The organism is Aeromicrobium alkaliterrae (genome assembly GCF_039529015.1).
GTDB classification, from domain to species: Bacteria; Actinomycetota; Actinomycetes; order Propionibacteriales; family Nocardioidaceae; genus Aeromicrobium; species Aeromicrobium alkaliterrae.
The window spans coordinates 446285-459028 of record NZ_BAAAME010000005.1 but is presented as its reverse complement, the minus strand read 5'-3'; the positions used below and the strand labels follow the sequence as shown (position 1 = coordinate 459028).

At 71.0% G+C, this 12744-nt stretch carries 19 protein-coding genes; 8 read left to right on the top strand and 11 right to left on the bottom strand.

Annotation, left to right across the window (positions count from 1 at the left end; genetic code table 11):
* Positions 1-39: 39 nt before the first annotated feature.
* From ABD127_RS16340 to ABD127_RS16310, 7 genes are read right to left on the bottom strand one after another with little or no spacing between them, the layout of a single operon-like run.
* Entirely contained in the window at positions 40-621 is a 582-nt protein-coding gene (locus ABD127_RS16340) for an Asp23/Gls24 family envelope stress response protein (protein WP_344203435.1), read from the bottom strand.
* Positions 622-629: 8 nt separating this feature from the next.
* Complete coding sequence (locus tag ABD127_RS16335) at positions 630-1220, bottom strand: DUF6286 domain-containing protein (RefSeq protein ID WP_344203432.1); 591 nt, start codon at positions 1218-1220, stop codon at positions 630-632.
* Positions 1221-1277: 57 nt separating this feature from the next.
* Positions 1278-1637, bottom strand: coding sequence for an Asp23/Gls24 family envelope stress response protein (locus ABD127_RS16330; RefSeq protein ID WP_344203431.1), 360 nt, complete (start codon positions 1635-1637; stop codon positions 1278-1280).
* Positions 1630-1806 carry a DUF2273 domain-containing protein gene (locus tag ABD127_RS16325; protein WP_344203429.1) on the bottom strand — a complete coding sequence of 59 codons (177 nt, stop codon included), beginning with the start codon at positions 1804-1806 and terminating at the stop codon, positions 1630-1632. The genes ABD127_RS16330 and ABD127_RS16325 overlap by 8 nt, the downstream gene beginning before the upstream one ends.
* Before the next feature lie 26 nt (positions 1807-1832).
* Positions 1833-2120, bottom strand: coding sequence for a hypothetical protein (locus tag ABD127_RS16320; protein WP_344203427.1), 288 nt, complete (start codon positions 2118-2120; stop codon positions 1833-1835).
* A 5-nt stretch (positions 2121-2125) separates the two neighbouring features.
* Positions 2126-2431, bottom strand: a complete 306-nt coding sequence (locus ABD127_RS16315) for a hypothetical protein (protein WP_344203425.1) — start codon at positions 2429-2431, stop codon at positions 2126-2128.
* A 2-nt stretch (positions 2432-2433) separates the two neighbouring features.
* Positions 2434-2871 (bottom strand): Asp23/Gls24 family envelope stress response protein, encoded by a 438-nt coding sequence (locus ABD127_RS16310; RefSeq protein WP_344203422.1) that lies wholly within the window; start codon positions 2869-2871, stop codon positions 2434-2436.
* Between the two features lie 168 nt (positions 2872-3039).
* Between ABD127_RS16310 and ABD127_RS16305 the strand changes: the two genes are divergently transcribed.
* From ABD127_RS16305 to ABD127_RS16290, 4 genes are all read left to right on the top strand, one after another.
* The gene (locus ABD127_RS16305; RefSeq protein WP_344203419.1) at positions 3040-3669 is read left to right on the top strand and encodes an RNA polymerase sigma factor; all 630 of its coding nucleotides are present in this window, start codon (positions 3040-3042) and stop codon (positions 3667-3669) included.
* Positions 3666-4187, top strand: a complete 522-nt coding sequence (locus ABD127_RS16300; protein WP_344203417.1) for a hypothetical protein — start codon at positions 3666-3668, stop codon at positions 4185-4187. The genes ABD127_RS16305 and ABD127_RS16300 overlap by 4 nt, the downstream gene beginning before the upstream one ends.
* A gap of 27 nt (positions 4188-4214) precedes the next feature.
* Positions 4215-4508 (top strand): hypothetical protein, encoded by a 294-nt coding sequence (locus tag ABD127_RS16295; RefSeq protein WP_344203415.1) that lies wholly within the window; start codon positions 4215-4217, stop codon positions 4506-4508.
* A gap of 168 nt (positions 4509-4676) precedes the next feature.
* Positions 4677-6434: a DUF3556 domain-containing protein gene (locus ABD127_RS16290; RefSeq protein WP_344203413.1), complete on the top strand. Its 1758-nt coding sequence runs from the start codon at positions 4677-4679 to the stop codon at positions 6432-6434.
* A 6-nt stretch (positions 6435-6440) separates the two neighbouring features.
* Here the strand turns inward: ABD127_RS16290 and ABD127_RS16285 are convergent, their stop codons facing one another.
* Positions 6441-6953: a VanZ family protein gene (locus ABD127_RS16285; protein WP_344203410.1), complete on the bottom strand. Its 513-nt coding sequence runs from the start codon at positions 6951-6953 to the stop codon at positions 6441-6443.
* Between the two features lie 131 nt (positions 6954-7084).
* Between ABD127_RS16285 and ABD127_RS16280 the strand changes: the two genes are divergently transcribed.
* Positions 7085-7762, top strand: a complete 678-nt coding sequence (locus ABD127_RS16280; RefSeq protein WP_344203407.1) for an HNH endonuclease family protein — start codon at positions 7085-7087, stop codon at positions 7760-7762.
* Positions 7763-7788: 26 nt separating this feature from the next.
* Here the strand turns inward: ABD127_RS16280 and ABD127_RS16275 are convergent, their stop codons facing one another.
* Positions 7789-8352, bottom strand: a complete 564-nt coding sequence (locus ABD127_RS16275) for a TetR/AcrR family transcriptional regulator (protein ID WP_344203406.1) — start codon at positions 8350-8352, stop codon at positions 7789-7791.
* 103 nt (positions 8353-8455) lie between these two features.
* Here ABD127_RS16275 and ABD127_RS16270 point away from each other — a divergent pair, with 103 nt between their 5' ends.
* Complete coding sequence (locus ABD127_RS16270) at positions 8456-9778, top strand: flavin-containing monooxygenase (protein ID WP_344203403.1); 1323 nt, start codon at positions 8456-8458, stop codon at positions 9776-9778.
* Positions 9779-9786: 8 nt separating this feature from the next.
* Here the strand turns inward: ABD127_RS16270 and ABD127_RS16265 are convergent, their stop codons facing one another.
* A complete protein-coding gene (locus ABD127_RS16265; RefSeq protein WP_344203401.1) occupies positions 9787-10233 on the bottom strand; it encodes a DUF6326 family protein in 447 nt (148 codons plus the stop codon).
* 162 nt (positions 10234-10395) lie between these two features.
* Between ABD127_RS16265 and ABD127_RS16260 the strand changes: the two genes are divergently transcribed.
* Positions 10396-11541 carry a sensor histidine kinase gene (locus ABD127_RS16260; protein ID WP_344203399.1) on the top strand — a complete coding sequence of 382 codons (1146 nt, stop codon included), beginning with the start codon at positions 10396-10398 and terminating at the stop codon, positions 11539-11541.
* Positions 11538-12185 (top strand): response regulator, encoded by a 648-nt coding sequence (locus ABD127_RS16255; protein ID WP_344203397.1) that lies wholly within the window; start codon positions 11538-11540, stop codon positions 12183-12185. The genes ABD127_RS16260 and ABD127_RS16255 overlap by 4 nt, the downstream gene beginning before the upstream one ends.
* A 4-nt stretch (positions 12186-12189) precedes the next feature.
* Here ABD127_RS16255 and ABD127_RS16250 read toward each other — a convergent pair.
* On the bottom strand, positions 12190-12744 hold a 555-nt coding region (locus ABD127_RS16250; protein WP_344203395.1), incomplete at its 5' end, for a TetR/AcrR family transcriptional regulator.

Genomic DNA, 12744 nt, shown 5'->3' with positions numbered 1-12744 from the left:
TGCCGGGACGAGTGGGGAGGCGCTGCGCGCCGGGGTGGGTCAGAGTGCTCGGGGCACGCCGCGGCCGCGGAGCGCGACCTTGAGGTGGAGGCTGCACCGCAGGTCGGGGCGCTCCAGCACGCTCAGCAGCTGGCTCGAGACCTCGTCGGCGCGTCGCGACAGCAGCGCGAGGTCGGAGTCGGGCTCGATCGTGGCGTCGATGCGGGCCACGAGCTGACCGCGGTCACGGACCACCGAGCCCTTCGCGCTGCGAACTCCGAGCGTGTCCGCGTAGGCGTCGGCGGCGGCACCGGCGACCTTCTGGGCGCTCGCGTCCAGGCGGCCGGTGGTGTCGCTGGCGCCGAGGCGCAGTCGCGAGACCTTGTTGGGGGTGACGTGGGCGGCGATCCACCGCAGCGCGACGAGCGCGAGGAGGACGCCGACGACGGCGGCGGTCCAGGCGAACCAGTCCTGCGCGACGAGGTCGGACGCCGCCGTCGTGTCACTGGTCGTCGGGAGCTCGGTGCCGTCGATCGGGCGACCGGTCCACCACCAGATGGCGGCAGCGCCACCGGCGATGAACAGCAGAGCCAGCACGAACGTCGTGAAGCGGTCGATGAGGAGTGTCTTGCGCGTGGTCATGGCGGTCCTCAGATGTCGTCGTGGCGGACGGTGATGGTGACGGCGGGCTGGCGCTCGAGGGCGTCGCGGACCGACGTCAGTCGCTGATCGATCTCGGCCTTGGTCTCGGCGTCGCGGTCTGCGGTGGCCACGGAGGTCGCGACGACCTTGATCCGTCGCCGGGTGACATTCACGTCGACGTCGGTGACGGCGTCGGTGCCCTCGACCGCGGACTCGACGATGCGACGCAGGTCCTGGCGGCGCAGGTGCGCGCCGGTCGCGGTGGCCAGCGGGATCCCCTTGCGCGGGCGCGGCTTGAGCGCGATCGGCAGGAGCAGCAGGCCCACCGCGGCCAGGGCGATGCCCACGGCCAGGACGGCCGGGCTGTCGCCGCGCAGACCGTCGGTCGACTCCAGTGCGGAGACCAGCCACGAGGTGCCGGTGATCGCGTTCGTCAGGACCAGGAGGTGCTGGACGGCGACGGCTCCGAGGCAGATCAGCGCCAGGGCGAAGAGCTGGGCGACCAGGGGCGAGGCGCCCGTGCCCACGGGTGCCTTTGCGGCGCGCAGGGGATCGCCCGGCGGTGTCGCCGCCGTGGCGGAGGTGGGGGTCGTGGTCATCTCGGATCCTTGTCGTTCTCAGGGGTTCGCCGCCGCAGCGGCGAGGGATGGGGTGAGTCAGACGACGCGACGTGCCGCGGTGTCGACGTGCACGACGTCGGCCACGGTCACGTCGACCCGGCTGACCGTGGTGCCGGTCAGGTCGACGACCCGCGAGGTCACGTGGTCGCGGACCTGGGCGGCCACGCGCGACAACGGCGTGGGCCAGGTGGCGGCGACCTCGACCGTGATGCGGGTCGTTCCGCCGGCGACGACGGCGTCGGCGTGGGGGAGGCCCTTGCGGACGAGCTTGGTCCACCCCGTGCGGGTGTCGATGACGGCCTCGACCTCGGCAGCGGCGATCGAGGCGACGCGGGTCACGACCCGGTCGGCGATCGTCGTGCGTCCGCGCTCGGCCGCCGGTGCCAGGTCAGCCACGGCGGCGACCGACGAGGGCGGAGAGGTCGACCTCGCCGTCGACGTGTCCGCCGACGAGGTATCCCGCGGTGCCGAGCACGAGGGCCACGAGGAACCCGGTGAAGCCGCCCACGGCAATGGCGATGGCGAGCAGCAGGCCTGCGATGAGGCCGACGGTGGAGGTGGTCATGGTGGTGCTCCTTGGTGAGGGTGGATCTAGAGGTCGAAGTAGCGGCGGCGGCCGGGCCAGCCTCGGGGGATCCGGGCTCGCACGGCCCGTACGGCGTGACTGAAGCGGCGGCGGCCGGGCCGTCCGACGGCGGGGTTCGCGTCCTGCTCCCAGCGTCGGTAGAACTGGTCGTTGTCACGCAGCTCCTGCTGCAGGACGGCCGGGTCGCCACCACGGTCGGGGTGGTGCAGCCGCACGATCGTGCGGCGGTCGCGCCGCCACCGCTCGCGCAGCTCCGCCGAGGCGGGTCCCGGGTAGGTCTCCTGCTGGCCCATGGCCGTCACTGCCCGTCGGGCCGCGCGGGGACGACGTCCTCCACGAAGACCTGCACCGGGCTCTGCACCAGTGGGGCGACGGCGGCGACCACGTCGGCGGCCAAGGCCGGGATCGCTGATCCCATCTCGACGGCCACGTGGACCTCCGTCACCTCGTCGGTGATGCGGATGCCGGCGACCCGCCGCCCGGGGAGGTACGTCCCGACCTCCCCGAACGAGCCGGCGTGGAGACCGTCGACGCCTGGCACGGAGAGTGCTGCGGCGGCAACCTGGTCGGCCAGCTCGTCGGGGCGGTCAGTGGGGTGAGCCATGGTCACTGGACCCGCGACTCACCGTCGTCGGAGTCGTCCTCGGACGGCACGTGCACGTCCTGCACGTCGATGTTGACCTCGACGACGCTCAGGCCGACCATGCGCTCGACGGAGTTGATGACGTTGGTGCGGATGCCGGCGGCGAGGTCGGTGATCGACACGCCGAACTCGGCGACGAGCTGGATGTCGATCGCGGCCTCCTTCTCGCCGACCTCGACCGAGATGCCCTGACCGTGGTTGGTCGAGCTGCCGGGGATGCGCTCACGCAGGGCGCCGACGGCGCGGGCGGCGCCGCCACCCAGGCTGTGGACGCCGGTGACCTCGCGGGTCGCGATGCCGGCGATCTTCGACACGACGGTGTCGGCGATCGTGGTGCGGCCCTGGGCGCTCTCGAGGGCGCCACCGGTGGCCGGGGTCTTGACGACGGTCTTCTCGCTCACGTTGATCATTCCTGTTCACGCTCGTGCTGCTGTTTCATCGGACAGGAGTGAGACGGGGCGGGCTCCCGAATCGTCACGCACCTGTGACGCAGATCACTCGACGAGCGCTCGGGCACACCTGCTGTCACGCTGGTTTACACGTCCGTCACACGAGTTCCGCACGAGCCCGTGTCCGCCCGAGGAGTCGAGCTGAGCGCTGTCCCGTCGTCCGACACGCCTCCGGGCGACGCCTCCGACCTCGCGCTGGCTCGGCGAGCGGGCCTGGGCGATCGAGCCGCGTTCGAGGAGCTGTTCGCGCGACTCTTCCCGGGCACCCTCAGGTACGCGACGCACCTGCTCGACGGTGACGCGCGGGCGGCCGAGGACGTCGTGCAGGAGGCCTGGGTCAAGGCCTGGCGAGCGCTGCCCGACTTCGCAGGCCGCTCGAAGGTCCAGACCTGGCTCTTCACGATCGTGCAGCGCGAGACCTACGACCGGCGGCGACGTCGTCGCCCGCTCGCGGTCGACGACGCGATCCTCGAGCCGATCGCGCAGCGTGAGCGTGCGCAGAACCGGCTCGCGACCAGCTCCCGCAACGATCCGGAGCGCGAGGTCCTGCAGCGCGAGCTGTGGGAGACGTTGACGATGGCGCTGAGTGAACTACCGTGGACGCAACGGTCGGCCTGGATGTTGCGCGAGCTCGAGGACCTCTCGTACGCGGAGATCGCCGAAGTTCTCGACACGACCCCGACCGTGGTGCGCGGCCAGCTGCACCGCGCCCGACGCACGTTGGCGATCAGGATGGAGCAGTGGCGATGAGCGAGCTCGAGGAGGTTCCCGAGGGTCTCGACCTCTCCCACGGGGAGGCCGAGCTCGCGGCTGCCGCGCGTCAGCTGCGCGCCGTGCCGGCGAGCCCGCGGGTCGTCGAGATCGCCGACCGGGTCCTGCAACGAGCCCTGGCGGCGCCGCGCCGGTCGGTCATGATCCGGGCCCACGCCCCCCTCGACCACCTGCGTGTCTCGTCGATCGCGATCACGGCGATCGTCCGCGAGCGCCTCGACGAGAGCCTGGTCGGCGCGGCCGTGCGCGGCGTCGTCCTCGACGTCGACCGCGACGGTCGTCTCGAGGCCGTCACGGTGAACCTGGTCGTGCAGTACGGAGTCGTGATCGCGGACGTCGGTGAGCAGGCGCGCGACCTCGCTCGGACGGTCCTGGAGGACGTGCTCGGCCGGCCGACCGCCGGCAGCGAGGTGCCGGTCACGATCGGCCACGCCCACGTCTCGGACGTCACGATCGGCGACCCGCACGCCGTGGACCCGGCCGACGAGGCGCCGTAGGCGGCCGACAGCGCAGGCATCCTCGGGGTGTCGAGGCTGGATCTGAAGATCTGGCCAGAAGCTCCGTCACGATCGCGCAGCGGCTGCGTCTCCCTGGACGTGCAGCACGAGAACACTCCAGCAACGTCCGACCGACATCAGGGCGACCTCGAGGTCGACGTGAAGGTCACGATCATCGTCGCCACCCGTGACGGCGGGATGGTGCAGGTCTCGCGCGCGGGGCTCGACGCCGACCTCGTGCTGGGCGAGGCGACCGGGGAGATCCGCCGCATCCTCGGTGCGCGCGACCAGAAGAAGGCCACGGGCGTCGAGGAGACATGAGTCGGACCGCCCAGGCAGGGTGAGTGGCGGGGTCGCTCGGCCTCGTTCTTCGTGTCGAGCGCACAAAGCGGGGCAGGCAACTCAGGTCGACCGACTATGGCCCAGGTCACACCGCAGGAATACCGTCGGACTGCACCGATCGACGACTCCTGACGGAAGGCCGCCACCATGGGACTCATCAAGCCTGCCCTGCCGGAGGTCGACTTCGAGCAGTGGTCGCGCAAGCCCCACGCGCAGCGGCTCCGCCCGCTGATCGAGCACTGGGTCGAGAACGGCTTCGGTGCACCCAAGGCCGTCTACCTGCTGTACGCGATCAAGTGCGGGCTGTACGTGCTCGGGGCTGCGCTGGTCATCTCCGCCACCCCCGGCATCGGCGGGCTCGGCGACATCGGCACCTGGTGGGACGAGCCGGTGGTCTACCAGAAGCTCGTCGTCTTCACCCTGCTCTACGAGGTCCTGGGGTTCGGCTGCGGATGGGGCCCGCTGACGTCGCGCTTCTGGCCTCCGCAGGGCGGCTTCCTCTACTGGCTGCGTCCGAACACGATCCGGCTCGCGCCCTGGCCGGACAAGGTGCCGCTAACTCGCGGCACCAACCGCACGCTCCTCGACGTCGCGTTGTACGTCGGCGTGATCGCGTCGGCGGTCTGGCTGCTCACGCGCCCGGCCGACGGTGTCGCGGTGACGCTCGAGGGCGACCTCGGGGTGCTCGACCCGGTCGCCGCGCTGCCGCTCATCGCCTTCCTCGGCGTGCTGGGCCTGCGCGACAAGGCGATCTTCCTGGCCGCTCGCGGCGAGCAGTACTGGGTGACGTTGTTCCTGTTCTTCTTGCCCTTCATCGACATGATGATCGGCTTCCAGCTCGTCATGCTGGCCCTGTGGTGGGGCGCGGCGACCTCGAAGGTCAACCACCACTTCCCGTACGTCGTCGCGATCATGGAGAGCAACAACCCGTTCAACCCGAAGTGGTTCAAGCGCAAGCTCTACCGGGACGCGCCCACGGACCTGCGGCCGTCGTGGATCCCCACGACCCTGGCCCACGTCGGCACGGCCACGGAGTACCTCGTGCCGCTGTACCTGGTCTTCTTCGCCGACGGCGGCACGCTGACCTGGGTCGCCATCACCTACATGGCGCTGTTCCACCTGCACATCCTCTCGACCGTGCCGATGGGCGTGCCGCTGGAGTGGAACCTGTTCTTCCTGTTCTCGCTGTTCTACCTGTTCGGCGCCCACAGCGACATCAGCGTCTGGGACATGACGACCCCGGCCACGCTGCTGGTGCTGGTCCCGCTGATCGGGCTGCCACTGCTGGGCAACCTCAATCCGCGGATCGTCTCGTTCCTGCCGGCGATGCGGTACTACGCGGGCAACTGGGCGACGAGCGCCTGGTTCTTCCACGGTGACGCCGAGGACCGCCTCGAGCGGCACCTGACCACGACCAGCCGCCTGCCCAAGCACCAGCTCGCGATGCTCTACGACGACGAGACCGTCGCGCTGATGGGCTCCAAGGTGCAGTCCTGGCGGTCGATGCACACGCACGGTCGGGCCCACAACGGCCTGACCCGGCGGGTCATCGGCGACGGTGAGGGATGGGCGATCCGCGACGGCGAGGTCGTCGCGGGACACGCGCTCGGCTGGAACTTCGGCGAGGGCCACCTGCACAACTGGCAGCTGCTCGCCGCGATCCAGGAGCGGTGCCAGTTCGAGGCCGGCGAGCTGCGGATCATGGTGCTGGAGTCGCAGCCGATCCACCGCAAGACCCAGCACTACGAGATCTGGGACGCCAAGCTCGGCCTGGTCGAGGAGGGTGACGTCCTCGTCGCCGACATGCTGACCCGGCAGCCCTGGCCGGACGAGTCCGAGGACTACCCGGTCTACAACGTCCGCACGCACGTGTCCCAGACCGGCGAGGCGGTGGGGCTCGCCTGACGAGCTCTAGCCGTCGCGGTCGCGCGGCCGCCGGGCCGCGGACCCGTCCCACCGCGCGGACACGGCTCGTCCGGCGACGGCGATCGCGACTCCGAGCGCTGCGCCGAGACTGTTGTAGAGCCAGTCGTTGGTCGAGCAGCTGCGCCCCAGCGCGGGGAGGCCGAGCTGGACGGTCTCGATCAGGACCGACGCGGCGCTGCCGACCGCAAGGGCGAGGAGTGGTCGGCGAGTCAGGATCGCGACGAGGCCGACCGGCGGTGCGAACAGCACGAGGTTGGCCATGAGCTCGACGCGCCCCAGCCGGGGTGCGGACCACTCGATCGCGCAGCGGTCGGCCGGGGACGCGCTGGTGGGCGAGAGCGTCAGCAGCAGCACCACGGCGACGGAGACGGCCAGGAGGAGCTGGGTCACTCGCCGGTGGGTCGCGAGCCAGGGCACGGCGAACGGAGCCCCGAGCACCAGGGCCGTCAGCGCTGCGGTGGTCAGCCACGGGTGCTCGATCAGGACTGTCGTGATCACCGCGACACGCTAGTCGATGCGGGTGCGACTAGCGCAGGAGCTCGAGCTGCGGCTCGGCCTTCACGCAGTCTTCACCAGGTCGTCGACCGGGGGTAGCCCACGCCGGGCGTCGTCCCTGAAGCATCGCGGGCATGATCACTCGCGACTCCCATCGCCGCTCCGCCCGGCTCATCACGCTCCTCGCCGCGACCCTGCTCCTGGTGCTCCTGCAGCCGGTCGCGTCGGCGCAGGCCGCCGCGACGACCGCGCGCGACCTGCTCGCCTCGCTGCCGACCGCGACCGAGGTCCGAACCGGCTACGACCGGAACCTCTTCAACCACTGGATCGACGCCAACGGCAACGGGTGCAACACCCGCGCCGAGGTGCTGATCGCCGAGTCCCAGACCGCCGTGACCCGCACCGGGACATGCACGATCACCGCAGGTCGGTGGTACTCGCCCTACGACCAGGCCACGTGGACCGCGCCGAGCGACGTGGACATCGACCACATGGTGCCGCTGGCCGAGGCGTGGGACTCCGGTGCCCGCAGCTGGACGGCGTCACGACGCACGGCCTTCGCCAACGACCTCGGCCTCGCGGAGTCCCTGATCGCGGTGACGGACTCGGTCAACCAGTCCAAGGGCGACCAGGACCCGGCCCAGTGGATGCCGTCGAACGGCGCCTACGCCTGCACCTACGTGACCGCCTGGATCATGGTGAAGTACCGCTGGAACCTGTCAGTCGACCAGGCCGAGCGCACCGCGCTGACCAGTCGGCTCAACAGTGGCGGCTGCGGTGACCGCACGATCGACTCACCGCCGCGCGCCTAGGTGTCATCGCGCGGCTGGCACGAGCTTCACGCCAGCGCGGTCACGATGACCGACTGCAGGTGGTCGTGGATGATCTCGAGCGGCACGCACGAGCGCGCGGCAACGCACTGGATCACGGCCCCCTCGACGCAGGCGACGGAGACGGTCCCGAGGCGGCGTGCCGCGTCGGGACCGGCGCCGTCCCGGACGAGCGCCGCAGTGATCTGTGACTCCCACTCGGTGAACGCGTGAGCCGCGAGCGCGGCGGCCTCCGGGTGCTGTGGGCGGCTGGTTGCCGCTGCGGCGACGGGGCAGCCGAGCTCGAAGTCCGACGACTCCAGCACGTGCTTCCAGTGCTCGACGAACGTCGCCAGCGCGGTGGCCGAGGGCTCCTGGCACGCCCTCTCGACGACCGCCGTGATCCAGTCCGCCGCCGTCTCGACAGCGGCGACGGTGATCTCCTTCGCGCCGCCCGGGAAGTGGGTGTAGAGCGAGCGCCGGGCGACGCCGCTGTCCTGGAGCACGTCGGCGACGGTCAGGCGTGACCACCCGTCGCGCTGTCCGAGCTTGATCGCGCTCAGCAGCAACCGGTCCTTCGCCTGCACGGCCACGAGGCCTCCTGTGATGTCGCACGCAGTGAGTAGACGGATCTGTCTCTTCTTCGTACGGTGACGACGACACGAGACGATTCAGTCTACTTTCGAGGAGATCCGCATGGCCAGCACCACCCCCGCGATCCATCGCCCACGAGAGGCCGACACGAACCGTCGGGTCTGTGTGATCGGCGCCGGATTCAGCGGTCTCGGCGTCGCCCAGGCGCTCCAGCGCGACGGCATGGCATTCGACCTGGTCGAGGCGACGGGCGCCGTCGGCGGGAACTGGAGCCACGGCGTCTACGACTCCTCGCACCTGATCAGCAGCAAGCGATCCACCGCCTACCGGGAGTACCCGATGCCGAGGGAGTGGGCGACCTTCGCGCCTCGGGAGAACATGCGGGAGTACTTCAACAGCTACGCCGACCACTTCGGCCTGCGGGACCACATCGAGTTCGACAAGGAGGTCGCCCGCCTCGAGCCGCTGGGTGTCGAGGGCGGTGACGGATGGACCGTCGACTTCGTCGACGGCGAGAGCCGCACGTACGACGCGGTCGTGGTGGCCAACGGCCACGACTGGTCGCCCCACGTGCCGACGTACCCAGGAACCTTCACCGGGGAGCAGCTGCACTCCAAGCAGTACTTCCGACCCGGTGACGTGAAGGGTGAGCGAGTTCTCGTGGTGGGGGCGGGGAACTCGGCCGTCGACATCGCGGTCGAGCTGTCCGCCACCCGTCAGGTGGACACCTCGATGCGGCGGACCTACTGGTTCCTGCCCAAGACCATCGGCGGCATTCCGACCGCTGAGCTCGACCGGTGGTACATCCCGGAGTGGTTGCAGCGCCCCATGATGAAGCTCGCGCTGCGGATTCACCCCGGTCCGATGAGCAGGTACGGTCTCCCGGCGCCGAAGCACGACATGTTCGCCACCTCGCCGACCGTCAACGAGACGTTCCTGGCCGCGCTGAGTCACGGTGACCTCCGGTACCGACCCGGCATCGAGCGTCTCGACGGCGACACCGTCCACTTCGCCGACGGCACCTCCGGCCAGTACGACACGATCGTCTGGGGGACGGGCTTCCACGTCGACTTCCCGTTCCTCGACGAGAAGTACGTGCCTCGTGGCGACGACGGCAAGCCCGTCCTCGCTGCTCGCATGGTGCCGGCGAACGACCTGCGCAACCTCTACATGTTCGGGGTCATCTTCCCTCGTACCGGTGGAGGGCCCCTGATCAGTCGCGCGGGTCCGGTGCTGGCCGGTGCCATCCGCTGGCAGTGGATGGTCGACTACCCCATCTCACGCAAGGTGGGCATCATCCAGAAACCCACCTCGCAGATGACCATCGGTGCAGGTCACCTGACCAGGCGGCTCTGGATCGGTCGCAGGTACGTCGCCCTGCGCCTCCGGCTGGCCCGCTTCCGCAGACCTCGTCGGTCCGCGTAGCCCGCGGATCACGACTCCCGCGGCTCGCGGCGGGGCCAGGTCCAGGCCGAGCGCGCGACGAACGCCAGGAGCAGCAGCTCCACGGCGATCGAGAAGCCGTAGAAGTAGGCGTAGGACCACGGCTCCCCGTCCGCGTTGAACACCGTCACCGGGACGTAGAGCGCGGCGACGACGAGGTTGACGACGCGATTGACGCGGGCGGGCAGGGTCGCCGAGAGCACGATCATCAGGATCGGCACCGCCATGAGCGTCAACGCCAGGCCGACGAACAGCGGGCCCGTCTCGAAGTCGTGGACGATGCCGGCCAGGAGGTCGTCGAGGACGCCCGGCTTGTAGAGGGCGAGGTAGTCGACGTAGAGGTAGAGGAACATGAAGCTGGTCCAGGCGGCGGCGAGCTTGGCCTGCACGGGCAGGCGCACGTCGTGCAGCGGGGCGTGCGGTCGGGGGGTGTTCATGGCAGTGCTCCTTGGCGTGGTGGGGGGAGGTGCCTCCAACCTCGCGGAGGCGCGACGCCGACACATCAGCCCGCGAGCCTGATCCGACCTGCCCGTTGGTGCAGCGAAGGTCCTGTACTTTCGGCGGATACGCCGGGGGTGCGGGGTCCCTACGCTGAGCGGATGGTCCCCGACGCGCTCCGCTCGCTGTGGGCCGAGCCGCGCCCCGCGGGCGCCCCGGCCCGGGATCAGCGGGACTGGGCGCTGGTCGCCGCGCTGGTCGTCTGGTCCGTGCTGGAGGCGGTGCTGCGCTCGAACCTGGCGCCGTGGCCGCTGCTGCTGGTCTCCGTGCTCGCGGTCCTCGGCCCGCTGCCGTGGCGGCACACGCACCCGCTCGTCGCGGTGGTGGTCGCCTTCGGCACGGTGACCGTCGTCGACACGGTCCGGATCCTCGTCGAGTCCGAGGGTGCTCTGCTGAACAGCATGGCGGCGACCCTGGTCCTGGCCTACGCCCTGCTCCGGTGGAGCTCGGGCCGCGAGGCCGCGGCCGGCCTCGCGGCCATCCTGGTCTGGTTGCCCGTCACGACCGTCGCCGACCCCACGAACCTGGCGGACACCCTCGGCGCCTACGGCTTCTTCCTGTTCGCCGCGGCCCTCGGCGTCGCGATGAGGTTCCGGGCGAAGATCCGCGTCCGCGACCTCGAGCAGGCGAGGGCGCTCGAGCGCGAACAGCTCGCGCGCGAGCTCCACGACACCGTGGCCCACCACGTCTCGGGGATCGCCATCCAGGCCCAGGCAGGACGGGCCGTCGCCGCGACCCAGCCCGAGCGCGCGGCCGAGGTCTTGAGCGTCATCGAGGACGCGGCGACCCGCACCCTGGCGGAGATGCGCGCGATCGTCGGCGTGCTCCGCGCCTCGGAGGAGACCGACTTCGCGCCCCAGCCAGGCCTGGCCGAGGTCGGGCAGCTCGGCACCGACGACCGGGCGCACCCTCGCGTGACGGTGACCCTCGACGGCGAGCTCGACGACCTCAGCCCGGCCGTCGGCGTCGCGATCTACCGCCTGGCGCAGGAGTCCGTCACCAACGCGCGGCGGCACGCCCGCCACGCGACCGAGGTGACGGTCGCGGTCACGGGCGACGCCGACCAGGTCCGACTGACGATCGACGACGACGGCTCCGCCTCCGGTGGCAAGGCCCCGGCCGGTTTCGGCCTGGTCGGCATGCGGGAACGCGCCTCCCTGCTCGGCGGCACGTTCCACGCAGGCCCCGCAGCCGAGCGGGGCTGGCGGGTCGAGGCGGTCCTGCCCCGGGCGGGGGCGCCGCGATGAGCATCAAGGTCCTCGTCGCCGACGACCAGCCCATCGTGCGCACCGGGCTGACGATGCTGCTCGACGCCCAGCCCGACCTCGAGGTGGTCGGCGCGGCGGCCGACGGCCAGGAGGCCGTCCGCCTCGCGCACGAGCTCCGCCCAGACGTCGGCCTGTTCGACATCCGCATGCCGCTCATGGACGGCATCGAGGCCACCCGCCGCCTCGCCGGTCCGGACGTCGCCGACCCGCTGCCGATCGTGGTCATCACGACCTTCGACCTCGACGAGTACGTCCACGGGGCGCTCAAGGCTGGCGCCCGCGGATTCCTCCTGAAGGACGCCGGACCCGCGCTGCTGACCCAGGCCATCCACGCCGCCGCCGAGGGCGACGCCCTCATCGCGCCGAGCGTGACGGTCCGGCTGCTGGCAGCGTTCGCGCACGCCGAGGCCTCCTCGCCGCGACAGCCGATCGAACCGCTCACCGCCCGCGAGGAGGAGGTCCTCGTGCCGGTGGCCCGCGGCCGCACCAACGGCGAGATCGCCAGCGAGCTCTACATCACCCAAAGCACCGTCAAGGCCCACCTCGCGAGCCTCATGCGCAAGCTCGGCGCCCGGAACCGCGTGGAGGTCGCGATGTGGGCGCACGAGACCGGGCGGGTCTGACGGGCTACCGGGGTTGCGGGAGCCCGAGCAGGGCCGAGACCGCCAGCTGCTCGAGCAGCGCCGCCATCTCCTGCGTCCCGAGCCGAGCGCTGTGGGGGGTGGAGTTGATCAGTCCGAAGACGGCGTGTGCGGCGGACCGCGTGTGGTCCTCGTCGGTACCGGTCGCGGAGCGGATGACCCGGACCCACAGCTCGACGTACTGACGCTGCAGGCGTCGGACCGTGCGGCGGTCGTCCTGCCCCAGGCTCTCCAGGTCGCGGAACTGCACGCTGATCAGGGCCGGTCGGGTGAGCGCGAACTCGACGTGCCAGCGCACCAGGGCGAGCAGCTCGGCGCGGGGGCCGTCCGGCGACGCGGCCTCGGCCCGGCGCAGGCCCTCGGCGAGCAGGAGCTCGGAGATCTCGACCAGCATCGTGCCGAGCAGGGCCTCCTTGCTCGCGAAGTGCTTGTACAGCGCGGGGCCCGAGGTGCCGACGGCCTCGCCGATCTCGTGCATCGAGACGCCGTGGAAGCCCCGTTCGGCGAACAGGCCGGCGGCGACCTCGACGATCTGGCGGCG